General features: G+C 68.9%; 22 protein-coding genes and 1 pseudogene. 12 read left to right on the top strand and 11 right to left on the bottom strand.

The genetic code is table 11. The annotated features are described in order from the left end of the window. Positions 1-251 precede the first annotated feature (251 nt). Positions 252-2,255 carry a cyclic di-GMP phosphodiesterase gene (gene pdeR / locus WT24_RS28285; protein ID WP_059504319.1) on the top strand — a complete coding sequence of 668 codons (2,004 nt, stop codon included), beginning with the start codon at positions 252-254 and terminating at the stop codon, positions 2,253-2,255. Positions 2,256-2,304: 49 nt separating this feature from the next. Here the strand turns inward: pdeR and WT24_RS28280 are convergent, their stop codons facing one another. Beyond that, positions 2,305-3,168: a crotonase/enoyl-CoA hydratase family protein gene (locus WT24_RS28280; protein ID WP_059504317.1), complete on the bottom strand. Its 864-nt coding sequence runs from the start codon at positions 3,166-3,168 to the stop codon at positions 2,305-2,307. Between the two features lie 422 nt (positions 3,169-3,590). Here WT24_RS28280 and WT24_RS28275 point away from each other — a divergent pair, with 422 nt between their 5' ends. The 4 genes from WT24_RS28275 to WT24_RS35025 all read left to right on the top strand — a co-directional run bounded on the left by WT24_RS28275 (position 3,591) and on the right by WT24_RS35025 (position 7,410). Beyond that, positions 3,591-4,592, top strand: a complete 1,002-nt coding sequence (locus WT24_RS28275) for an OmpA family protein (RefSeq protein ID WP_059504315.1) — start codon at positions 3,591-3,593, stop codon at positions 4,590-4,592. 63 nt (positions 4,593-4,655) lie between these two features. Continuing rightward, positions 4,656-5,087 carry a DUF3617 family protein gene (locus WT24_RS28270; RefSeq protein WP_060036500.1) on the top strand — a complete coding sequence of 144 codons (432 nt, stop codon included), beginning with the start codon at positions 4,656-4,658 and terminating at the stop codon, positions 5,085-5,087. Positions 5,088-5,269: 182 nt separating this feature from the next. After that, positions 5,270-7,177, top strand: a complete 1,908-nt coding sequence (locus tag WT24_RS28265; RefSeq protein WP_060036498.1) for a DUF3857 and transglutaminase domain-containing protein — start codon at positions 5,270-5,272, stop codon at positions 7,175-7,177. Between the two features lie 68 nt (positions 7,178-7,245). Further along, a complete protein-coding gene (locus tag WT24_RS35025) occupies positions 7,246-7,410 on the top strand; it encodes a hypothetical protein (RefSeq protein WP_179949402.1) in 165 nt (54 codons plus the stop codon). 43 nt (positions 7,411-7,453) lie between these two features. On the opposite strand, the gene WT24_RS28260 is transcribed toward WT24_RS35025, so the two are convergent. Continuing rightward, positions 7,454-8,503 (bottom strand): AraC family transcriptional regulator, encoded by a 1,050-nt coding sequence (locus tag WT24_RS28260; RefSeq protein WP_059504310.1) that lies wholly within the window; start codon positions 8,501-8,503, stop codon positions 7,454-7,456. A gap of 70 nt (positions 8,504-8,573) precedes the next feature. Here WT24_RS28260 and WT24_RS28255 point away from each other — a divergent pair, with 70 nt between their 5' ends. Next, entirely contained in the window at positions 8,574-9,776 is a 1,203-nt protein-coding gene (locus WT24_RS28255; protein WP_059504308.1) for an MFS transporter, read from the top strand. A gap of 79 nt (positions 9,777-9,855) precedes the next feature. On the opposite strand, the gene WT24_RS28250 is transcribed toward WT24_RS28255, so the two are convergent. After that, positions 9,856-10,734 carry an aldo/keto reductase family oxidoreductase gene (locus tag WT24_RS28250; protein WP_060036496.1) on the bottom strand — a complete coding sequence of 293 codons (879 nt, stop codon included), beginning with the start codon at positions 10,732-10,734 and terminating at the stop codon, positions 9,856-9,858. Positions 10,735-10,835: 101 nt separating this feature from the next. Here WT24_RS28250 and WT24_RS28245 point away from each other — a divergent pair, with 101 nt between their 5' ends. Next, the gene (locus WT24_RS28245; RefSeq protein WP_060036494.1) at positions 10,836-11,735 is read left to right on the top strand and encodes a LysR family transcriptional regulator; all 900 of its coding nucleotides are present in this window, start codon (positions 10,836-10,838) and stop codon (positions 11,733-11,735) included. A gap of 6 nt (positions 11,736-11,741) precedes the next feature. Here WT24_RS28245 and WT24_RS28240 read toward each other — a convergent pair. The 3 genes and pseudogenes from WT24_RS28240 to WT24_RS28230 form a co-directional block, all read right to left on the bottom strand. Further along, positions 11,742-12,001 (bottom strand): annotated as a pseudogene (locus tag WT24_RS28240) (transcriptional regulator); the annotation flags it as partial. Between the two features lie 126 nt (positions 12,002-12,127). Then, positions 12,128-12,889: an isocitrate lyase/phosphoenolpyruvate mutase family protein gene (locus WT24_RS28235; RefSeq protein WP_060036490.1), complete on the bottom strand. Its 762-nt coding sequence runs from the start codon at positions 12,887-12,889 to the stop codon at positions 12,128-12,130. Positions 12,890-13,033: 144 nt separating this feature from the next. Then, positions 13,034-13,501 carry a MarR family winged helix-turn-helix transcriptional regulator gene (locus tag WT24_RS28230; protein WP_060036488.1) on the bottom strand — a complete coding sequence of 156 codons (468 nt, stop codon included), beginning with the start codon at positions 13,499-13,501 and terminating at the stop codon, positions 13,034-13,036. An 81-nt stretch (positions 13,502-13,582) separates the two neighbouring features. Here WT24_RS28230 and WT24_RS28225 point away from each other — a divergent pair, with 81 nt between their 5' ends. Together WT24_RS28225 and WT24_RS28220 are read left to right on the top strand one after the other, a co-directional pair. Then, entirely contained in the window at positions 13,583-13,951 is a 369-nt protein-coding gene (locus WT24_RS28225) for a YciI family protein (RefSeq protein ID WP_059504300.1), read from the top strand. 93 nt (positions 13,952-14,044) lie between these two features. Further along, positions 14,045-14,662 (top strand): glutathione S-transferase family protein, encoded by a 618-nt coding sequence (locus tag WT24_RS28220; protein WP_059504298.1) that lies wholly within the window; start codon positions 14,045-14,047, stop codon positions 14,660-14,662. 48 nt (positions 14,663-14,710) lie between these two features. Here the strand turns inward: WT24_RS28220 and WT24_RS28215 are convergent, their stop codons facing one another. The 5 genes from WT24_RS28215 to WT24_RS28195 all read right to left on the bottom strand — a co-directional run bounded on the left by WT24_RS28215 (position 14,711) and on the right by WT24_RS28195 (position 19,888). Further along, the gene (locus WT24_RS28215; RefSeq protein WP_060036486.1) at positions 14,711-15,439 is read right to left on the bottom strand and encodes an HAD family hydrolase; all 729 of its coding nucleotides are present in this window, start codon (positions 15,437-15,439) and stop codon (positions 14,711-14,713) included. Positions 15,440-15,463: 24 nt separating this feature from the next. Then, positions 15,464-16,435 carry an ornithine cyclodeaminase family protein gene (locus tag WT24_RS28210; RefSeq protein ID WP_060036484.1) on the bottom strand — a complete coding sequence of 324 codons (972 nt, stop codon included), beginning with the start codon at positions 16,433-16,435 and terminating at the stop codon, positions 15,464-15,466. 107 nt (positions 16,436-16,542) lie between these two features. Next, complete coding sequence (locus WT24_RS28205; protein ID WP_060036482.1) at positions 16,543-17,679, bottom strand: DSD1 family PLP-dependent enzyme; 1,137 nt, start codon at positions 17,677-17,679, stop codon at positions 16,543-16,545. Positions 17,680-17,808: 129 nt separating this feature from the next. Then, positions 17,809-18,768, bottom strand: a complete 960-nt coding sequence (locus WT24_RS28200; RefSeq protein ID WP_060036480.1) for a LysR substrate-binding domain-containing protein — start codon at positions 18,766-18,768, stop codon at positions 17,809-17,811. 205 nt (positions 18,769-18,973) lie between these two features. Continuing rightward, the gene (locus WT24_RS28195; protein WP_059794750.1) at positions 18,974-19,888 is read right to left on the bottom strand and encodes an NAD(P)/FAD-dependent oxidoreductase; all 915 of its coding nucleotides are present in this window, start codon (positions 19,886-19,888) and stop codon (positions 18,974-18,976) included. Between the two features lie 139 nt (positions 19,889-20,027). Here WT24_RS28195 and WT24_RS28190 point away from each other — a divergent pair, with 139 nt between their 5' ends. From WT24_RS28190 to WT24_RS28180, 3 genes are all read left to right on the top strand, one after another. After that, positions 20,028-20,468, top strand: a complete 441-nt coding sequence (locus tag WT24_RS28190; protein WP_059504286.1) for an Rrf2 family transcriptional regulator — start codon at positions 20,028-20,030, stop codon at positions 20,466-20,468. 250 nt (positions 20,469-20,718) lie between these two features. Next, positions 20,719-21,321: a DUF2760 domain-containing protein gene (locus tag WT24_RS28185; protein ID WP_059794747.1), complete on the top strand. Its 603-nt coding sequence runs from the start codon at positions 20,719-20,721 to the stop codon at positions 21,319-21,321. Beyond that, complete coding sequence (locus WT24_RS28180) at positions 21,318-23,159, top strand: Hsp70 family protein (protein ID WP_059504282.1); 1,842 nt, start codon at positions 21,318-21,320, stop codon at positions 23,157-23,159. Before WT24_RS28185 ends, WT24_RS28180 begins: the two co-directional genes overlap by 4 nt. The last annotated feature ends 3 nt before the right edge of the window (positions 23,160-23,162 follow it).

Genomic DNA, 23,162 nt, shown 5'->3' with positions numbered 1-23,162 from the left:
CTTTTCTCTAAATGTGAGTGCCAATCTTCATCGTCATTTGATAAGATGGCTCTCATCATTCGTAAGGCAGAACCTGCGCGCATCACGCGCGAACGCCGGCCGCATCAGCTGCAAACAAGTACGGGACGAGGCCCGCTGTCACGGCGATCACGGCTGCCCTGCCGGGCATGCGCGCTGCGCGTGCCCGGGAAGGCGGTCGGCCCACTCGCCTCCGTCTACACTGTGCGTTTTTTTTGGATCGGGGCGTGTCCATGGATGACGAAAACGATAGCGCGGTGCTCGAGGCGCATGTCGGTACGCGCAGCCCCTGCTGGCGTCTCGGCAGCGACAGCAACGCGCTCGAGCTGGCCGCGGTCCGCGGCCTGACCAACGTCGCGATCGCGCTGACGGCCGAACAGGCCGCGCGCATCCGCGCGCTGACCGGCGTCACGTCGCACCTCGTGCTGGACATCGTGCTGTTCGGCAACCCGGTCAGCCTCCATCTCGTCGGCAGGAAGGTCAATACGGTCGACTGGGCCGGCACGGCGTCCGCCTATTCCGATACCGAATCCGTCGCCGGCGACCTGTCGCACGGGCTCGCGTTCGCCGAGCAGGTCGTGTCCGAAGTGAATTCGCTCGTCGTGATCCTCGACCGCAACGGGATGGTGCAGCGCTTCAACCGTTTGTGCGAGGAAGTGACGGGCAAGCGCGAGGTCGACGTGATCGGCCGCAGCGCGTTCGAGCTGTTCATGAGCCCCGAACAGGGCGCGCAGTCGCGCAGCAACATCACGGGCTTCTTCGCGAGCAACCAGTCGTTCGCGGTCGAGCGCTACATCAACACGGTCAACGGGCCGCGCCTGTTCCAGTTCCGCAACAAGTTCGTGCGGAGCGGCAGCGGCGTGGACGAACAGTTCCTGATCTGCTCGGGCATCGACATCACCGAGGAGCGCAACGCGCAGCAGCGGCTCTCCGAGCTCGCGAACACCGACGTGCTCACCGGGCTGCCGAACCGCCATGCGATCAGCGAGCGCATCCGGACGGCAATCGCCGAGGAGAGCGAGCTGACGCGCGGCCAGGTCGGCATCCTGTTTCTCGATCTCGACAACTTCAAGCGCGTCAACGATCACTACGGCCACATCACCGGCGACCGCCTGTTGCAGGACGTATCGGCGATCATCAGCGGTTGCCTGCCGTCCGGTGCGACGCTCGCGCGGCTCGGCGGCGACGAATTCCTCGTACTGTTCGAACACGGCACGCGCCCGCTGCTCGAAGCGACCGCGCAGATCATTCTCGAGCGGCTGCGCACGCCGATCCATCTCGGGCTGATGGAGGTCTACACGAGCTGCTCGATCGGTATCGCGATGTATCCGCAGCACGGCGATTCGCTCGAGACGCTGATCCGCAGCGCCGACACCGCGATGTACGTCGCGAAGGAAGCGGGCAAGCATACGTATCGCGTGTTCTCGCTGGAGATGAACCAGAAGGTCGCGAAGTACATGTGGCTCGACACGAACCTGCGCAAGGCGCTCGAGGAAGAGCAGTTCGTGCTCCATTACCAGCCGGTCGTCGATATCGCGACGGGCGACGTGCACGGCGTCGAGGCGCTGATCCGCTGGCAGTCGCCCGATCGCGGGCTCGTCGCGCCGGTCGAGTTCATCCGTTTCGCGGAAGAGTCGGGGCTGATCGCGCCGCTCGGGCGCTGGGTGATGCGTACCGCGGCCGCGCAGGCCGCCGCATGGAAGGCGAAGGGGCTCGGCGTCCGGATCGCGGTGAACGTGTCCGCGCGGCAGTTGCAGGACATGAACATCGTCCACCAGTTCGCGTCGATTCTCGACGCCGCGGGGCTGAAACCGGGCCTGCTCGACATCGAGCTGACCGAAAGCTGCTTCATCGAGGACGAGGAGGCGGCCATCGGGCTGATGCGGCAGTTCCGCCAACTGGGCGCGGAGATCCATCTCGACGATTTCGGCACCGGCTATTCGTCGCTGTCGCAGTTGTCGCGCCTGCCGCTCGACGTGATCAAGCTCGACCGCACCTTCATTACGGCCATCGACCGCAATCCGCGCTCGCAGGCGCTGGTGCGCTCGGTCGTGTCGCTCGCGAAGGCGCTGAATTTCGCGGTGGTCGCCGAAGGCGTCGAAACGCATGCGGAAGCCGAATTCCTCAAGCAGCTCGACGTCGATCACGCGCAGGGCTACTACTACGCGCGGCCGATGCCGGCGCAGGCGTTCGAGGGGTGGCTCGCGGAGACGAGAAAGCTCAGGCTGATCGCCTGAGCGTCGTTCCGGAAACGGGCGCCGCCGGCCGTTGGCGGCGCCCGTCGCATTACACCGTGCGCAGTTTCGACACGCGCCGGTTCTGCAGCATCACCAGGCGTTCCATGTACGCGAGGTCCTTCGGCTCGATCGTGAACGCCGCATGCACCCACGCTTCCGTGATGTCCATCAGCTCCGAGCGCGACAACTGGAACACGCGTTCGCGGGCGCGCAGCATCGCACGAATGCCGTTCAGCTTGGGCTTCGTCACGTCGATGAAGGTGCGCGTCGCGAGGTACGCGTCACCGGCGTCGAACGTCTCGTCGATCAGGCCGCGATCTTCGTACCACTCGGCCGCGTGCGCTTCGCCGGTCGCGATCAACGATTCCGCGAGACCGCGGTTCGCCTTGCGCGCGACCAGCGAATAGCCGCCCATGCCCGGGAACAGGTTGAACGCGATCTCCGGGAACCCGAGTTTCACGCCCTTCTGCGCGAGCACGTAGTGATGCGCGAGCGCGGCCTCGAAGCCGCCGCCGAGCGCGCTGCCCTCGACCATCGCGATCGAGATCGCGCCGGTGCCGAAGCCCGTGTAGATCTCGTACACGCCGTCGATGCACGAGCGCGCGTAGGCCATCAGCTGGTCGCGCCGGCCGCTGCGGATCGCGTCGACGAAGAAGCTCAGGTCGCCGCCGACGTTGAACAGCTCGGGGACGAGCGAGCCCGTCACCCAGAAGTCGAACTTGAGGCCCGAGTCGCGGGCGACGCGCGCGAGATGAATGATGTCGGTGACGAGTTGTTGGTTGAAGCACGGCCGCGGCTCCGATCGGAGCATCATCCACATGACGTTACGGCCTTCTTCGTAGAAGGCGGTCAGTTGCGAGAGTTCACCGGCTTCGTAAAACGGGCGGCATGCCGGATGGGATTGGAGTTGCATGGTATGTCCTCGTGAGATGTGGTTTTAAAGACCGCCGCGCCAGGCGCGAGGCATCGCCATTGTTGCGCGCGCACAAATGTCGAATTGCGGGGAAAAACGCACGACCGGGACGCCGATGCGAATCGCGTTCGGGCGGGGCGGGTGACGGACGGGGTGAGGTCGATCGGAAGGCGGCGGCCGGCGGGCCGGGCGGGGGCGAGGCGCTGCCGGCGTGGGCCGGCAGCCGGTCCGGCGCGCGGTTGCCGGCGCCGTTCGCTTGCATGCCGAAAGCGTCGCCCCGGCCGCCGGGGCTGCAGGCCGGACAGTTCGGCGGCCGGCTACCGGGTCGTATCCGGCCGTCCGGACGGCCGGAAAAGTTTTGCTAAGATGCGCGGCGCATTGCCGCAATCAATCGAACTAAAAATCTTTTCCGAGAGACTCCCATGACGAATGCAGTCACGCTGTTCACCCGGTTCACGCGAGCCGGCCGCTACGCATTGCCGGCCGCCGCGCTGCTGTCGCTTTCCACGCTCGCCGGCGCCGCCGGCGACGTGCCCGGCTCGAAGGACCATCCGCTGATTTCGCGCTTTGCCGGCGCGACGATCAACGCGTATTCGCAGACCGCGTTCGACGAGGCATTCCTGCCGAACCAGCCGATCGACGACGAGAGGACCGCGAAGGGGTTGAACCTGGAAGGCAAGGTCACGCGTATCAGCTATACGATCGGCGCGGACAAGTCGACGCTCGAAGTCGAGCGCAACTACCTCGATGCGCTGCAAAAGGGCGGCTTCCAGATCCTGTTCCGTTGCACGGCGGAGCAGTGCGGCAAGAGCGGCGGCGGCGAGTTCCAGAGCGTCGTGATCAATTCCGGGCGGATGCGCAAGGCGGGCGGCGGCGAAGCGAACTTCGGCGGCAAGCACCGGACGATCCTCGCGAAGCTGCCGCGCGCAGCCGGCGATGCATACGTGTTCGTGCACGTGATGGACGATTCGGCGTCGAACAAGCGCACGGTCGTCTACGAGGAAGTGGTCGAGGTGAAGCCGATGCAGACGGGGCAAGTGAAGGTGATCGATTCCGGCGCGCTGCAAAAGGGGCTGGCCGCGACCGGCAAGGTCGCGCTGTACGGCATCTACTTCGATACCGACAAGGCGCAGGTCAAGCCCGAGTCGAAGGCGCAGCTCGACGAGATGGCGAAGCTGCTGTCGGCGAATCCGGCGCTGAAGGTCTACATCGTCGGGCATACCGACAACCAGGGGCAGCTCGCGCACAACGTCGACTTGTCGCAGAAGCGCGCGGAGGCCGTTGCGCAGGCGCTCGCGACGACGTACCGGATCGCGCCGGCACGGCTGGCCGCGAAGGGTGTCGCATCGCTGTCGCCGGTCGCCTCCAACGCCGACGACGCGGGCCGCGCGCAGAACCGTCGCGTCGAACTCGTGCAGCAGTAATTCCCGACGCCAGCCGGATGCCCGTGCGGCCGCGCGGGCATCGCTCAATCGAACACAGACATCATGAAACTGCTGACTGCCGCCGTGCTCGCCGGCTTCGCCGTCTCTTCTTTCGCGCAGACCGTATCGCCCGGGCTCTGGCATGACGACACGGCCTACACGCTGAACGGCAAGCCGCTGCCGCAGGGCACGGATTCGATGCCGGACCAGTGCCTGACCGACGCGGATGCGAAGAACCTGCGCAAGACGATGACGGCGCGCCTGCAGCGCGACGACATCCGCTGCACGATCACGAACTGGGATTACGCGGGCACGACACTGAAGGTTGCGCTTTCCTGTGCGAACGAGCAGGGGCGTGGCAACGGCACCGTGACGGGGGTCGTCACGCCGACGAGCTACGACCTGAAGGGGCAATTGCGCGGGCAGCACGTGCAGGCCGGTGCGTACACGCTCGCGTGGACGTGGCGCGGCAAGCGCGTCGGCGACTGCAAGTAACGCGCCGCGCGCCGGCCTTGCGCGCCGCGGCTTGACGCTCGCCGGTACGTCACCCACACTGGGCCGCACGACGGCGCCGCGGCGGGTACGCGGGTGGCTTGTCATCCGCGCGTCACGCGGTACGACTTCCGCCCTCGCGCGCGACGCCGACGACCGGCAACGAACGCGCGGAGAGCTTCGACGTGGTGCGTTTTCCTTCCCGATGGACCGGCTGCCTGTTCGCATGCGCGGTGGCGCTCGGCGCGGGTACGACCGCCGCCGAGACGCGCGGCACCGGCGATTCGCCCGATGCGGGCGATACGGCGCCCGTCACGCTCGTCAGCGACGTCCACGAATTCGTGATCCAGCACGACGGTTCGCTCGACGAGCACGACGACTCGACGCTGCGCGCGAACGACGCGAACGGCATCGACGCGGTCGCGCAGCGCTACGTCTGGTTCGACAAGAATCTCGAGAAGGTCGAGCTGCTCGCGGCCGAGACGATCGACCGCGACGGCGTCGCGCATCCGGTCGGCGCGGACGGCATCCGCGACGTGCAGGAGCCGCGCTCGGCCGGCGCGCCGACGTTTCAGGACGGGCTGCTGCGCACCGTCGTGTTCCCCGGCGTCGAAGCCGGGTCGAGCACGCGCGTCGCGTTCCGCAAGACCCGCACGAAGCCGGTCAATCGCGGCTACTTCGGCTACTACGTCGAGCCGTCGCGCGAGCCGGTCGACCGCCAGCGGCTGATCTTCGACGTGCCGGCCGACATGCCGCTCTATGCGGATGCGCGCGGCTACGTCGCGCTGCCGCCCGTCACGGCGAACGGCCGCACGCGTTACGAATTCGACTACCGGCACGGCACGTACGATCGCATCGAGCGCGGCGCGGTCGGTTACCCGACCTACGGCGACCGGCTCGTCGTGTCGACGCTGCCGGACTACGCGGCGTTCGCCGCGCGATACCGCGACGCAGCCGTCGACCCGAGCGCGAACGATCCGGCCGTCGTGCAACTGGCGCGAGCGCTCACGGCGGATGCCGCCGATCCGCGCGACAAGGCGCGCCTGCTGTACGACTGGGTGCAGGCGAACGTGCGCTACGTCGGGTTGTTTCTCGGCGAAACGGCCGCCGCGCCGCATCGCGTGACCGACATCCTGCGCAACCGCTACGGCGACTGCAAGGATCATGTCGCGCTGTTCGGCGCGTTGCTGGCGGCGGTCGGCATTCGCAGCGAACCGGTGTTGATCAATCTCGGCGCCGTGTACACGCTGCCGTCGGTGCCCGGCTACGGCGGCGGCGCGATCAATCATGCGATCACGTGGCTGCCCGATCTCGGGCGCTACGCGGATACGACGACGGCCGGCATCGCGTTCGGCTACCTGCCGCCGATCGTGATGGATCGCCCCGCGCTGCTGGTCGATACGGGCGTGCTGTCGCGCACGCCGGCCACGCAGCCGCGCGCCCGCACCGCGCGCATCGCGATCGATGCCGCGCGGCCCGGCGCCGCGCGTTTCCAGGCGTATGTCGAGGACGACGGCTGGACGGCCGAACTCGAACGCAACCTGTTTCGCCGCGCGTCGCGCGACCGCATCGCGCAACTCGCGAACGAGCGCCTGCGGCAAAGCGGCCTGCGCGGCCGCGTGCAACTGTCGACCGGCGACCGGCGCGCGACCGACGGGCCGTTCAACGTGACCGTTACCGGCACGCTCGATCATTTCGTATGGCCGGACGGCACGACCGCGTTGCCCGCGCTGTCCAGTCTGACGGGCGGCATCGCGACGCAGGTCGAGACCTGGCTGGCCGAGCCCGTGCGCACGCAGCCGTGGGGCTGCCTCGGCGGCACGTTCGACGAGACGGGCCAGATCGCGTTGCCGGCGGGCGTCGCCGTGACCGACCTGCCGGCCGATGCGGCCGTGCACGACCGTTTCGTCGACTTCACGTCGCATTACGTGTTCGATGCGGTCGCGCGGGTCGTGCAGGTCACGCGGCGGATGAAGGCGGATTTCGGCCGGCAGGTGTGCTCGCCGGACGAGTTTGCCGCGCTGCGCGCGTCGCTCGAGCGCATCGAGCGCGACACGCAGGCGCAGATCGTCGTGCGGGCGCAGCAGCGTTGAGCGGCGCGGGCACGGCGTTCGCTCCGGACGGGCGAATGACGCAATCGCCGACGCGCAGGAGGGACATCATGACGGAGCGGGACCGCGAGATCGCCGAACTCGCGAAGGAATTGCTGGGGCGGATCGTGCAGGGTACGGTCGCGACCGGTGCGGCAGTCGATGCGCAGCAGTGCGCGGCGCTCGCCGTGCAATGCGCGACGGCACTGATCGACCGGCTCGACGCGCTGAAGTGACGCCCGGCGGGCCGCCGCCCGCGCCGGCGCCGCGCGGCGGGCGTTACGCTTCGGCGTGCACGTCGCTGTCCGCGCGCACGGCGCCCGGCGGCTTGCCGACCACGCGCTTGAACGCACGGCTGAACGCGGCGAGCGAACCGTAGCCGAGCCGGTACGCGACGGCTTCGATCGTCTCGCGGTCGCGCGCGATCCACTGCGCGGCGAGCCGCATCCGCAGCTCGGTCAGGTAACGCACGGGCGTCATCCCGGTGGCCGCGAGGAAGCGCTCGGCGAACACCGAGCGCGACACGCCCGCTTCGGTCGCGAGTTCCGCGACGCTCCAGTTGCGGCCCGGGTCGCGATGCAGCGCGACGATCGCGCGGCCGAGCTTCGGCTCGCGCAGCGCCTGCACCCAGCCCGTCGCGTCGCCGCATCCGCACTCGACCCAGCCGCGCACGATGAATGCCGCGACCACGTCCGCGAGCCGCGCGAGGATGCCCGCGAAGCCCGCGCGCGCGGTGCACGCTTCGCGCTCCATCGCATCGAGCATCGGGCGGATCTCCGGGTAGCGCGCGAGCAGCGTGCCCACGTGCATGAACTTCGGCATCGTGCCGACGAGCGGCTGCATGCCGCCGAGGTCGAGCTCCATGCACGCGCTGAAGATCAGCGCGTCGCCGGCGCCGGGTTCCGTCGTCGCGCAGGTCGCCGGCGAGACGCCGGCCGACGCCACCGACGCGACCGTATCGCAGATCTTCGCGATCTCGAAGCCGTTGATCTCGCGGCACGGCACATCCGGATCGGACACCAGCGCGTGCATGCCGCCGTGCGGCAACAGGATCGCGTCGCCGGCCTCGAGCCGCATCGTGTCGCCCGACGCGTCGCGCAGCAGCACGGGCCCGCGCACGACGAAATGGAACTGCGCGCGGCCCGGCGCATGGCCGAAGTTCAGCCCGAACGGCCGTGCGACCTGGATGCGGCGGTACTGGACGCCGCTCAGGCGCATCCCCAGCAGCAGCTCGCTGACGAGGTCGTGCACATCGGGAATCGGGGGCAGAAGGGGTTCGGGCATATCGAGATACGGACGTTCGATCAACAAGAACGGATTGTATGTCATAGACCGTCCTGCTGCTGTTCCTTACGATACGCCCTCATCAGTACTTTCCCTAACCGACACGGAACCACGCATGAATCCCGGAATCTCCTCGGCCGCCTCGACGGCGGCTCCCCGCGAACCGGCCTGGGGCGCGGTATTCGCGATGGCGCTCGGCGTGTTCGGGCTCGTCACGGCCGAATTCCTGCCGGCGAGCCTGCTCACGCCGATGGCCGAGAGCCTCGGTGTGACCGAAGGCGTGGCCGGGCAGGCCGTCACGGCCACTGCCACGGTCGCGCTCGTCACGAGCCTGCTGATCTCGGCGCTCACGCGCACGATCGACCGGCGCCGCGTGCTGCTCGTGTTTTCGGTGCTGCTCGTCGCATCGAACCTCGCCGTGGCGTTCGCGCCGAACCTTGCGATGCTGCTGTTCGGCCGCGTCGTGCTCGGCGTCGCGCTCGGCGGTTTCTGGACGATGGCGACGGCCACCGCGATGCGGCTCGTCCCGACGGCGATGGTGCCGCGCGCGCTGTCGATCATCTTCAGCGGCGTGGCGGTCGCGACCATCGCGTCCGCGCCGATGGGCAGCTATTTCGGTCACCTGATCGGCTGGCGCAACGTGTTCCTGATCGCGGCCGTGCTGGGCGGCATCGCGTTCGTGTCGCAGATGGTCACGCTGCCATCGATGCCGCCGAGCGGCACCACGCGGCTGCGCACGCTGATCGACGTGCTGCGCCGGCCGACCGTCGGCCTCGGGATGTTCGCGACGATCCTCGTGTTCACCGGGCATTTCGCGTTCTTCACGTATCTGCGGCCGTTCCTCGAACAGGTGGCGGGCGTCGGCGTGAACGGGCTGTCGGCGATCCTGCTCGGCTACGGCATCGCGAACTTCGTCGGCACGTCGCTCGCGGGCCGCGTGCTCGAACACCGGCTGCGGCCGATGCTGATCGGCATGCCCGCGCTGATGGTCGTGCTCGGCATCGCGCTCGTCGTGCTCGGCCGCGCGCCGATGATCGACGCGGTGCTCGTCGCGTTGTGGGGGATGGCATTCGGCGGCGTGCCGGTCGCGTGGTCGACGTGGGTCACTCGCACCGTGCCCGACGAGGCCGAGAGCGCGGGCGGGCTGATCGTCGCGGCGATCCAGCTCGCGATCGCGACGGGCGCAGCCGCCGGCGGCGTCGTATTCGACGCGAACGGCGCGGCGGGCGTGTTCGTCGGCGCGGCCATTGTGCTGGCGGTGGCGGTCGCGACGATCGTGACCGGCGTGCCGAAGCGGGTTGGCGTGGCCGCGTCCTGACCGGCCGGCGATCCGGCGATCCGGCGGCCGGTGGCCCGGCGGCCCGTGTTGCACGGGCTGCCGGGCGATCGTCCGCGCGTCAGGCGGCGTCGGCGCCTGCGATGCGGTCGAGTTCCGCGAGCGCGTCTGCCGGCAGATCGACGTCGGCTGCCGCGAGATTCTCGTGCAGGTGCGCGACCGACGACGTGCCGGGAATCAGCAGGACATTCGGCGCGCGGTGCAGCAGCCACGCAAGGGCGACCTGCATCGGCGTCGCGCCGGTACGGGTGGCGACGCTGGACAGCGTCGACGACTGCAGCGGCGAGAAGCCGCCGAGCGGAAAGTACGGCACGTATGCGATGCCGTCGCGAGCAAGCGCGTCGATCAGCGCATCGTCGCCGCGATGCGCGATGTTGTAGTGGTTCTGCACGCAGACGATGTCGCAGATCCGCCGGCCTTCCGCGACCTGCGCTGGCGTGACGTTGCTCAGGCCGATATGCCGGACGAGCCCGCGCCGCTGCAGTTCGGCGAGCGTGGCCAGTGGCGCTTCGATCGATCCTTCTGCCGGCCCGTGCGTGTCGAACATGATGCGCAGGTTGACGACGTCGAGCACGTCGAGCCGCAGGTTGCGCAGGTTGTCGTGCACGGCCCGTTCGAGTTCGTCGGGCGCGAACGCGGGCAGCCACGACGCATCGTCGCCGCGTCGCGCGCCGATCTTGGTGACGATCACGAGATCGTCGCGAAACGGATGCAACGCGTCGCGAATCAGTTGGTTCGTGACGTGCGGGCCGTAGAAGTCGCTGGTGTCGAGATGGTCAACGCCGGATTCGACGGCTTCGCGCAAGACGCGCAATGCAGCATCGCGATCTTTCGGCGGGCCGAATACGCCGGGGCCTGCAAGCTGCATCGCGCCGTAGCCGATTCGTTTGACGTGGCGATCGCCGAGCTTGAAGGTGGCGGTGGGACGAATGTCGGGCATGACCGTGCTCCTGTCGATGGGATGAATGCGTTCAGCATAGGGATGAGTCGTCTGCGCGATAAGCCGTCATAATTCGCACGGGTTGTACGAAAAGGCGAACAATGCAAACCGATCTGGGCGATCTGAACGCGTTCATGGCCGTGGCACGCGCCAGCGGATTCCGCGACGCCGCACGCATGACGGGCCTCAGCGCGTCGGGGCTGAGCGAGGCCGTGCGCCGGCTGGAAGCGCAACTCGGCGTGCGGCTGCTGCACCGCACGACGCGCAGCGTCGTGCCTACCGAAGCCGGCGAGCGCCTGCTCGCGCGCCTCGGGCCCGCACTGACCGAAGTGGCGGCGGCGCTCGACGATATCGGCGAATTCCGGAGCCGGCCGGCCGGCACGCTGAAGCTCAACGTGCCGGTCAGCGCATCGCGGCTCGTGCTGCCTGCGATCGTGCCGCGCTTTCTCGATGCGTATCCGGATATCCGGCTGGAAGTGATCGCCGACGAAAATTTCGTCGACGTGCTGGCGGCCGGATGCGACGCGGGTATCCGCTATGACGAACGGCTCGAACAGGACATGATCGCGGTGCCGATCGGCCCGCGCATCCAGCGCTTCGCGACCGCAGCGGCGCCCGGCTATCTCGCCCGGCACGGCCGGCCGCGGCATCCGCGCGATCTGCTCGACCATCGGTGCCTGCGCGGGCGCTTCGCCAGCGGCGCGATGCCGCCGTGGGAGTACGAGCGCGACGGCGAGGTCGTGCGGGTCGAGCCGGCCGTCGGCCCGCTGCTGGTGCAGATCGGCGGCGCGACGGACCTGCTGGTCGATGCGGCGATCGCCGGTACCGGCATCCTGTATCTGTTCGAAGACTGGGTGCGCCCGCATTTCGACAGCGGCGCGCTCGAACCCGTGCTCGAACCGTGGTGGCGGCCGTTCTCCGGCCCCTTCTTGTATTATCCCGGGCGGCGTCTCGTGCCGCCGGCGCTACGTGCGTTCATCGATTTCATCAAGGCCTCCTGAGCGTCGTCAGCGCGCCGGCGCGTGCGCGTCGAGCAACTGCCGGTGGCGCGCGTGTCGGTCGCATCGTCGGCGGGAAACATGCATTCCATGCGTAATTCCTGCGCGGCCGCGCTTTGCGGCGTGCCGACCGTCGTGATCAGCGAGAAGTAACGCAGCACGACGCCTTCGTGGATGAAGCCGATCGGGATGACCGGCAGCGACGGCGCAGCGGCCGGCGCCGGCGGCGTGTTCCAGTCGCGCGGAAGCGGATGGGCGCACATGATGTCTGCGGGCGACGGGCGCTGCCGGAATGGCGGCGCGCTCCCCGAAGCGTAGAAGCGGGCGTGTCGTGCGCCAATGACATGCGATGTCATCGTTCGACGCGCGGTGGCGCCCGCCGTTTCGCGAATCCGTCAGCCGCCCTGCCTGACCAGCGCCGCCAGCGCCTTCATCGCCTGCAGATACGGATACGGCCCGTGGCTGATGCGCGCCACGCCGTACTCGGCGAGTTCGGCGAGCGTCGGCGTTTCCGCGACGCGCATCACGTTCACCGGCAGCGGCGACGCGGCCGTCAGCGCACGAATGAGCGTCGGCGCGCGCAGGCCCGGCACGAACAGGCCGTCGGCGCCGGCCGCCGCATAAGCGCGGGCGCGCGCCAGCGTCGCCTCGAGCAACCGTTCGTCGTGCGTATCGGCCGCCGCCAGGAAGAACACGTCGGTGCGCGCGTTGATGAAGTAGTCGGCGCCCGCGCGATCGGCCGCCTGCCGCGCTGCCGCGAGACGGGCCGCCGCGGCGTCGACGTCGCGCAGTTCGCCCGTCGACGGCACGCTGTCTTCGAGATTGCAGCCGATTGCGCCGGCCCGGATGCTCAGCGCGATCGTCTCGCCGACTTCCTCCAGCCGCTCGCCGTAGCCACTTTCGAGATCGACGGTGACGGGCAGGTCCGTCGCGCGCACGATCCGCTCCAGCACCTCCATCATCAGTGCGCGCGGCATCTGCTCGCCGTCGCCGAAACCGTTGGCGGCTGCGACGGACCAGCTACCGGTGGCCAGCGCGGCGGCGCCGGCGTCGGCCACCGCGCGCGCACTGCCGGCGTCCCATACGTTGAACAGCGCCAGCGGTTGGCCCGCACGGTGAAGCGACCGGAAAGTCGCGCCTTTCTCGTTGTTGCTCATGCTCGTCTCCTTGGATAACGGATCGGTTGTCGTGCCGAGCGATATTGCCACCGAATCGGGCGGTGCGACGGGGGCCGGCAATGTCTGCTGACAGCGCGTGGCAGGAAGTGCGCGCGACCGCCGCGGCCCGCTCCGTGTGCCGGCTCAGTCGCGCGAACCCGGATCGATCGACAGCGTGCGCAACTGGCCGCGCAACTGGTCGACTTCGCCCGGCGCGAACGCCCGCTCGATCTCGGCATGCGTGCGCTGCCACAGCGGAAACGCTTCGGCCAGCAGGTCGTGCCCGGCCGGGGTCAGTTCGAGCAGGCGGCTGCGCCGGTCGTCCGGATCCTGCGCGATCGCGACGAGGCCGCGCCGCTCGAGCGGCTTGAGCGCCGCGGTGAGCGTGGTGCGATCCATCGCGAGCAGCGACGCGACCGATTTCATCGGGGCCGGTTGCGGCCGGTTCAACGACATCAGCAGCGAAAACTGGCCGTTGGTGAGATCCAGCGGGCGCAGCACATCGTCGAAGATGCGCGCCAGATTGCGCGCCGCGCGCTGCATGTGCAGGCACAGGCAGCAATCGCGCACCATCAGCGTCGTTTCGAAGGGAAGCTTTTCTTTTCGTGCCATGTTGCAATTGTGTTGATATCAACCTATCTTGTCAAGGTCGAGGCGCGGCAACCCGCTGCGTCCGTCATCGGAGGAGAAGGCATGAGTGCGCAACAACAGGTGTATCTCGCCGTATTTCTCGGGAGCCAGGATAGCCCGGCGATGAAGGCATGGCTCGCGCTGCCCGAGGAAGAGCGGCGCACGCGCGAGCGCGACGGCATCGCCGCATGGCATGCGTGGGTCGAGCGCCATCGCGACGCGATCGTCGAGCTGGGCGGGCCGCTCGGCAAGACCAAGACCATCGACGCAGGCGGCATCCGCGACACGGCCAATGCGCTGACCGGCTTTACCGTCGTGCGGGCCGCGTCGCACGACGCGGCCGCCGCGCTGTTCGAAGGTCATCCGCATTTCACGCTGTTCCCGGGCGTGTCGGTCGACGTGATGCCGGTGCTGGCGATTCCCGGCGCGTGAGCGACGCGTGATGCCGGGCGCTGCGTGTCGCCCGGTTCGATGCGCGTGGCCCGGATACGGGCTTTTTTCCGACGTTCTGGATGGAGATTGGCGATGAAGCTTTACGGATTTGCCGGCACCCGCTCGCAACGGGCGCTGTGGGGGCTGAAGGAACTGGATGCGGATTTCGAATTCGTGTCGGTCAACCTGCTCGAGGGCGAGCACAAGCGGCCCGAATTCCTGCGCCTCAATCCGGCCGGCAAGGTGCCCGTGCTGGTGGACGGCGACCTCGTGATTCCCGAATCGGCCGCGATCGTGCTGTATCTCGCGGACAAATACCCGGAGAAGGCGCTGCTGCCCGTCGATCCGGTGCTGCGGGCGCAGGCCTATCGGTGGATCATGTTCGCGGTGACGGAGCTCGAGCAGCCGCTGTGGCGGATCACGCGGCATACGTTCCTCTATCCGCCGGAGAAGCGCTCGCCGGCCGATATCGAACTGGCGCGCGAGGATTTCGCCACGATGGCCGTCATTCTCGACAAGCATCTCGAAGGGCGCGAGTTCATCGTCGGCGATGCGCTGACGGTGGCCGATTGCGTGACGGCCTACCTGATCGACTGGGCGAACGAATGCCACCTGATCGAACCGTTTCCGCAATTGCGCGCGTATCTCGAACGGCTGTATGCGCGGCCGAAGGCGCCGCAGCGGATCGCGGAGGCGAGGAAGGCGGCGTGAAACGGGTGGCGGGTCATGCGCCGTATCGGCATGACCTGCCGCGTTCGCCTACGATCGCGACACCGTATCGGGCCCGCCAAGCGCACGGCACAGCATCGCCAGGTCGCGCAGCGTGAGATGCGGCGTCGCCGGATGCCGAGGCGCCCGTTCTCCTTCGGCCCGAGGCTCGCGCACGACCCATGCGGCCTGAAGCCCCGCATTCAACGCGCCGACGATATCGAGGTGGAAGTCGTCGCCGACATGCAGCAATTCGGCCGGACGTACGTCGAGTGCGTCCGCCGCCGCATGGAAGATCTCGGGTGCCGGCTTGGCGAAGCCGAAGGCACGCGCGCTGAGCGTCGTGCGGAAGAACTCGCCGCCGCCGGTCAGCCGGAGATCCGCGTTGCCGTTGGTGACCGCGATCAACGGAAAGCGGGCGCTCAACCATGCCAGCGCCGGCAGCGCGTCTTCGTAGAATTCGACGCGGTTGCGCGCTGCGTAGAAGACGTCGTAAGCACGGTCGGTCAGCGAGACGTCTTCGTTCGCGCGTTCCAGCGCGAGCCGGATCGACCCGATTCTCATCGCACGATAGTCGCTGGCGAGCTCCGGACATGAACGTTCGTATTCCTCACGTAGCGCACTGAGTGCCTGTTGCGTCGGCAGCACGCTCGCGGTATTGGGCGCGTGCTCGATCAGCCATGCGCGAAGCGTCGCCTCGGCCCGGACGATGGACGGCCCGAACGGCCACAGGGTGTCGTCGAGGTCGAACGAGAGGGCGGAAACTTTGGCGAGACGCATGGCGGCGGAAAGCGGGAAGTCGTTTTACCAGGGCCACGGAACGGAGGTTCCGGTGCCGTTGTCGAGGGCGTGCCGGTACAGGAGGCGCGCGACGGTCAGGTCCTGAAGCGCGAGCCCGGTCATGTCGAAGACGGTGATCTCGTGCGCGGCACGGTCGACCGATGTCGCACCCGCGAGGATGTCACCGATCTCCGTACGCGGCAAATCGGGCGCCCACTGGCACTCGCCGATGCTGCGCGCCTGGTCGTGATCGTCCACGACGATGCGTGCGCGCTCCAGCACGCCTGCCGGAAGTTCGCGCTTGCCCGCGGTATCGGCGCCCACGCAGGTCAGGTGGGTGCCCGGCTGAACCGCATCCGCGTCGAACAACGCGCCGCCGCCGGGCGTGGCCGTGATCACCACGTCGCTATTGGCGACCGCCTCGTTCCGGTCGCCAGCGACGCCGATCTCGCACCGTTCGACGAAGTGCGATTCGAACGCCGGATCCGGCTCGCCACTGACGTTCACGTACTGCACCGTGCACCGCTGCGGCAGCAGCCTGAGCGCGTAGTCGAGCTGCACGCGCGCCTGCACGCCGGTGCCGAACACGCAGATCCGCGTGCTGTCGCGGCGCGCGAGCAACTGCAGCCCGAGGCCGCCCGCGGCGCCGGTCCGCGCGGTGGTGATCGCGTTGCCGTCCATGATGCACAGCGGCCTGCCCGTCGCGGGATCGAACAGCGCGACGGTGGCCTGATGCGGCTCCCCCCCGCGTGCCCGGTTGCCCGGCCAGAACCCGGCGGCCTTGAAGCCGAGCAGATCCTGACCGGCGACGTCGCCCGACTTGATGCCGAACACGCCGCCGGTATGCAGCTTCTCGCGCACCACCGGGAATACGCGTCCGGCCCTTTGACTGTGCAGCACGAAGGCTTCGCGGACGGCCGCCAGCACTTGCTCCGCCTGCAGGGCGGGCTCGACGGCGTCGCGGTCGAGGAGAAGGAGGCGGGCGTCGGTCGGCATGGTCGCGGAGCTGTTCGGCACGAGACGAATCGAGAATGTTTAAATTCTGTCCAGAGTTGGACGAATAGTCAATGCGTGGATGACGCGGCATGGACGCCGGACTTCGCTCACCAGCCGTAGAAGCGCGGCCACGTCTGCACTTCGCCGTCGCCGTCGTCGCCGATTGCCTGGTATTCGGGATGTTGCGCGCCGGTGGCGCACGCGTGATTCGGCAGGATGCGCAGGCGCGTGCCGATCGGAAACCGCTGCGCGATACCGGTATCCGGCGCGCCCGCGCGCGACACGATCCCGTGTTCCTGGTTGGCGGCGCTCATCAGGTAGTCGCCGAGCACTTCGCCGGCTTCGGTGCAGATCTGCCCGTAGCCGAAATCGCGCGCCTGGCGTTGCGTGCCTCGGTCGCGGCTCATCGCCATCCAGCCCGCGTCGACGATCGCCCAGCCTTTCTCTTCCTGGTGGCCGATGACGGTGGTCAGCACCGACAGCGCGATGTCCGACAGTTCGCACACGCCGATGTTGTGCATCACGAGGTCGAACATCACGTACACGCCGGCGCGCACTTCGGTCACGCCGTCGAGCCGTTGCGCCGCCAGCGCGGTGGGCGTCGATCCGATACTCACGACCGGGCACGGCAAGCCGGCCGCCCTCAGGCGCTCCGCGGCCCGCACGGTGCGGCTGCGCTCCTGCTCGGCGATCGCGACCAGCGCCTCGTGCGTGTCGTATTCGTAGCTGGAGCCCGCGTGCGCGAGCACGCCGCCGAGCAGCATGCCGCCGTCGGTCAGCGCGCGGCCGACGTCGATCAGCAGGTCGGCTTCGGGCGGGATGCCCGAGCGGTGGCCGTCGACGTCGACCTCGATCCACACGTCGAAACGTTCGCCGTGCTCGCGCCCGAAGGCGGCGATTGCGTGCGCGGCCGGCAGGCTGTCGGCGACGATCTTCAGGTCGCAGCCCTGCCGGCGCAGCGCAAGCGCCTGGCCGAGCCTGGCGGGCACCATGCCGACCGCATAGACGATGTCGCGGATGCCGTCGGCGAAGAACTGCTCGGCTTCCTTGAGCGTCGACACCGTGATGCCTTGCGCGCCCGCCGCGAGCTGCGCGTCGACGACGTGCCGGCATTTGGTGGTCTTGACGTGCGGTCGGAACCGGACGCCGAGTGCGTCCAGATGCGCCTGCATGCGCGCGATGTTGCGACGCATGCGGCCGACATCGATCAATGCGGCCGGGGTATTGAGCGTGTGAAGGTCCACGGTGGGTCCGATTGCGAGGTTGCCGAAGCGGACACTGTAGGGCAGTTGGCTCGCATCGTGCTTAATGCAGGACTAATCCGTCATTAAGCCGGATTTAATGGATCGAATCTCGCGGATCGCGCCCCCGGCTCACGCCTTGCCGCGCCACGGCGGCGGATCGAGAAACCGCCGCGCGGCGTCGAGAAACACGCGCTGCCGCGCGGAGCGGCCGGTGCGCGACGGCAACAGCGCCGTCACCGGCGCGGGCGGCAAGCGCCAGCCGGGCAGCAACCGGACGAGCTTGCCGTTCGCGAGCAGCGGGGCGACGTCCCACTCGGAGCGTTCGACGATGCCGAGCCCGGCGAGCGCCCATTCGGTGATGACGGTGCCGTCGTTCGACGACAGCGCGCCGGTGACGCGGATGACGGCGGACCGCCGCGATTCGCCCTTGACGCTGCTGCCGGGCGAGAAGCGCCAGCGCGGGATGTCTTCGTCGTTCTCGCGCAGGCACAGGCAGTCGTATCGTGCCAGGTCGGACGGATGGTTCAGGTCCTCGATGCGGCGCGCGTACGCGGGGCTCGCACACAGAAAGCGCTCGTTGGGCGCGAGCGGATAGCCGATCCACGACGACGACTTGAGGCTGCCGACATGAACGACCACGTCGGCCCCCGCCGCGCTGGTCAACGGGCTTTCCGACAGGTGGAGCGAGATGTCGAGTTTCGGATGCGCACGGTGCAGGTCGCGCACGATCCGGGCGACGTACTTGCGGCCGAAGCCGAGCGGGGCGACGACGCGCAGCGTGCCCTGCACGTCGCCGTGGTCGCCCGCGATACTGACCGGCAGCGCCTCCACGCGCTCGAGAATGCCGACGGCTTCCTGATACAGCCGCTGCCCTTCGTCGGTCAGTGCGATGCCTTTCGGCTGCCGCACGGCGAGCCTGGCGGACAGGCGTGCCTCCATCCGCTGCAGGCGAATCGTGACCGCGGGCGGCGTGAGATCGAGCAACCGGGCGGCGGCGGCGAGGGAGCGCGACATGCCGATCGCGCGGACGAGTCGAAGGTCGTCGAGGTCGAGCATTTCATGGCTCTTGATGCGGATGATGGCGAGCATTAAACCGCACATCGCGCGGCGAAGCCATCGACGTGGCGCCGGGCGGAGCCTACGAGGATGGCGGGAGCGCGTCGCTGCCAGCCTGTGGTGGCTCAACGGGTGCGAGACGCGGCGGATCTCGCTGGAGGAGTGCAGTGTGGAGGGAGATGCGCAGCCGGCTGCGGACGCCGCGCCGCGCGCGGCGTGACGCCTGCTGCCCACCCATCTACGCGTCCAGCCCGAAAATCAGCGACCGGTGTACGCCCACGCCGGCCGCCACGCCGGATGCCGATGCGAAGGTCGCATTGGTCATCAGGCTCGACGCGTCGCCGGCCGCATACACGCCGGCGACGCTCGTCTGCTTCCACGTATCGACGCGGATCGCGGGGCCGAGCGGCCCTTCGTCGAACGCGCAGCCGAGCTGCTGTGCGAGGTCGCTCGCCATGGTTGTGCGCGCGCCGATGAACAGCGCGTCGATCGGCACGACCTGACCGTCGGCGAGCCGCAGCGCGTCGATACGCGGCGCATCGCCGAGGATCTCGACGACCGGCGAGCGCTCGATGCGCACGCCGCGCGCAGCGAGCAACGCGGCTTCTGCTTCATTCGCTTCGACCACGCCCTGCGTGAACCATGTCGTCGGGCCCCAGTCCGGAATCAGGATCGCCTGATGGACCGACAGCGGATGCGAGGCGAGCACGCCGAGCCGCTGGCCGCCGACCTCGTACCCGTGGCAGTACGGACAGTGCAGCACGCTGATGCCCCAGCGTTCGGCGAGCCCGGGCAGCGCCGGCAATTCGTCGCGGATGCCGGTCGCGAGAATCAGCCGGTCGGCGCTCGCGTGGCGGCCGTCGGCCAGCGTCACGTCGAAGCGCCCGTCCGTGTTGCGTTCGGCGGTGCGGACCTCGCCGTCGATACGCTGCACGGTTGGATACGCGGCGAGTTGCGCGCTCGCTTCGGCGACGATCTGCGCGGGCGGCTTGCCGTCCTGCCCGAAGAAGCCATGCGCGTGTTCGGCAAAGCGGTTGCGCGGCCGGCCGGCGTCGATCACGAGCACGCGGCGGCGTGCCCGCGCCAGTTGCATCGCGGCCGACAACCCGGCAAAGCTGCCGCCGATCACGATCACTTCATGATGGGAATGCATGCATCGACTCCTTTCTGAACCTGCTTGAATGACCACGTGCTTCGCTGGCGGACAACTCATGAAACACGAGAAGTTGCATGATAGGGCGATGGTATCATTCATGCAACTTCAGAAGTTTCGAGAAAAGGGAGTCCCGCCCGTGAGAACCGACAGCCGTTTGTCGCGCATGCTGCATGCGCTGATCCACATGGACCAGGCCGACGGCCCGCTGACGTCGGAGACGATCGCGACGATGCTGTGCACGAACCCGGTCGTCGTGCGGCGGCTGCTCGGCGGGCTGCGCGATTGCGGGTACGTGCAGTCGGAGAAGGGGCACGGCGGCGGCTGGGCGCTGAGCGTCGCGCTCGACGACATCACGCTGCTCGACGTCTATCGCGCGGTGGGCGAACCGCCGCTGTTTTCCGACCTGGTGTCCGAGGATGCGCCCGAGTGCCTGGTCGAACAGGCCGTCAACGCGCATCTGTCGGCGACGCTGAAGGAGGCCGAAGCCTCGCTGCTCGCGCGCTTCGGCGAAGTCACGCTCGGCATGCTGTCGCGCGATTTCGAAGCGAAGGCGGCCCGGCGGCGCAAGCCGCGCTGACGCGTCGCAGCATCGCGCTCGGGCGCACCCGACCGGCGATCCGGCGCGACCGAAACCGCCGCGCCGCGGTGTTCTGTCCCCCGACTTCTGCCCGGTTCGCCCGCCACAGGGCAAAATACGGGTTTTCCGCACCCGCGAGGGCGCGTTCGAATCACGCGCCGGGCGGCGGCAGTGCGCATTCCGCACGCTGCGGCCGGGCGCCCAGGCAAGATCGCTCGCCGTGCTGCGAGCCCACAGGAGTCCAGACCCCATGCCCGAATCCAACCTGTCCTTCTTCGGCCGGCTGTCGCTGGCCGTCGGCACGTTCTTCTCCGTGCTCGGCAACCGCGAGTTCGCGGCCGAAGTGCTGCGCGTGCGCGACGGCGTTCCGGCGGCGGCGCCGGTTGCCCCGGCCCCGGCAGCACCGGCACCCGCTGCTGCGCCGGCACCGGCCGCGGCGCCCGTGAAGGCGCCGGCCCCCGAGCTGCGCGAAGCGAGCCCGCAGGCTGCCCTGCAACTGCTCGGCCTGCTGCAACGCGATGCACGCTTCATCGATTTCGTCGAGGAAGACATCGCTGGCTACGCGGACGCCGACATCGGCGCCGCCGCGCGCCTCGTGCACGACGGCTGCCGCGCCGCGCTGCGCGAACACTTCACGATCGTGCCGGTGCGCGACGAAGCCGAAGGCAGCCGTGTGACGCTGCCGGCCGGCTTCGACGCGACGGCCGTACGCGTGACCGGCAACGTGGTCGGCTCCGCGCCGTTCACCGGCACCGTCAGCCATCGCGGCTGGCGCGTGTCCGACGTGCGCCTGCCGAAGCTGACGGGCAGCCACGACGCATCGGTGATCGCACCGGCGGAGGTGGAACTGTGAGCGATCCGCGCTATTCGATCGGTATCGACCTCGGGACGACCCATTGCGCGCTGTCGTACGTCGACAGCAGCACGAGCGACGGCGAAAAGATCGTGCAGCAGGTGCTGCCGATCGCGCAGCTCACCGCGCCCGGCGCGCTGGAATCGCGCGACCTGCTGCCGTCGTTTCTCTACCTGCCGCATGAAAGCGAACTGACGCAGGGCGACCTGACGCTGCCGTGGACGGCCTCGCGCGGCTTCGCGGTCGGCGAAATGGCGCGCACGCGCGGCGCCGGCACGCCGATCCGCCTCGTGTCGAGCGCGAAGAGCTGGCTGTGCCACCCGGGCGTCGACCGCCGCGCGGCGATTCTGCCGAGCGATGCGCCGCCGGAAGTCGCGCGCGTGTCGCCGCTGGAAAGCTCGATCCGCTACCTGACGCACCTGCGCGAGGCGTGGGACCACGCACACCCCGACGCGCCGTTCGCCGACCAGGACGTGACGGTCACGATCCCCGCATCGTTCGATCCGGCCGCGCGCGAACTGACGGCGGAAGCCGCGCGGGCCGCCGGCTATTCGCGGATGACGCTGCTGGAAGAGCCGCAAGCGGCGCTCTACAGCTGGATCCAGAAGAGCGAGGGCGGCTGGCGCAAGCAGGTGCAGGTCGGCGACCTGATCCTGTGCGTCGACGTCGGCGGCGGCACGACCGACCTGTCGCTGATCGCGGTAGTCGAGCGCGACGGCAACCTCGAACTGCATCGCGTGGCCGTCGGTGAGCACATCCTGCTCGGCGGCGACAACATGGACCTCGCGCTCGCGCACGTGGTCGCGCGCAAGCTCGCGCAGCAGGGCACGCAGGCCGATCCGTGGCAACTGCGCGCGCTGACCTACGCGTGCCGCTCGGCCAAGGAAACGCTGCTGTCCGACCCGACCACCGATGCGGTGCCGCTCGTCGTGCCGAGCCGCGGCTCGAAGCTGATCGGCGGCTCGATCCGCACCGAGCTGACGCGTGCGGAACTCACGCAGACGATCCTCGAAGGCTTCTTCCCGCAAGTCGATGCCGCGGCGCGCCCGGTGAGCCGCGCGCGCGTCGGCCTGACGCAGCTCGGCCTGCCGTATGCGCAGGACGCCGGCATCACGCGCCATCTCGCGGCGTTCCTCGGCCGCCAGGTCGCGGCGCTCGACACGCTCGAAGGCGTGCAGCGCACGCTGCCGCCCGGCGCGACGTTCCTGCATCCGACCGCCGTGCTGTTCAACGGCGGCGTGTTCAAGTCGACGCTGCTCACGCAGCGCGTGCTCGACACGCTCAACGGCTGGCTCGCCGCCGAAGGCGCGCCGCCCGCGCGCCTGCTCGAAGGCGCCGATCTCGATCTCGCGGTTGCGCGCGGCGCGGCGTATTACGGCTACGTGAAGCGCGGCCGCGGCGTGCGCATTCGCGGCGGCACGGCGCGCGCGTACTACGTCGCGATCGAATCGGCGATGCCCGCGGTGCCGGGGCTCGAACCGCCGGTGCAGGCGCTGTGCGTCGCGCCGTTCGGGATGGAGGAAGGCTCGGACGCGGCGCTGCCGCCGCAGGAGTTCGGCCTCGTCGTCGGCGAACCGGTGCAGTTCCGCTTCTTCGGTTCGTCGGTGCGCCGCCAGGATCAGGTCGGCACGCTGCTCGACTACTGGTCGCCGGAAGAACTGCAGGAACTGGAAGAAATCCAGGCGACGCTGCCCGCCGAAGGGCGTACGGTTGGCGAAGTCGTGCCGGTGAAGCTGCATGCGCGCGTGACCGAAGCCGGCACGCTCGAACTCGAGGCGATCCCGAGCGGCACGAACGAGCGCTGGAAGGTCGAGTTCGACGTGCGCGGCGCCGCCTGAGCG

It is taken from the genome of Burkholderia sp. MSMB1078WGS, assembly GCF_001528895.1.
Taxonomy (GTDB): Bacteria; Pseudomonadota; Gammaproteobacteria; order Burkholderiales; family Burkholderiaceae; genus Burkholderia.
This window is presented reverse-complemented; position numbering and strand designations above follow the sequence as displayed.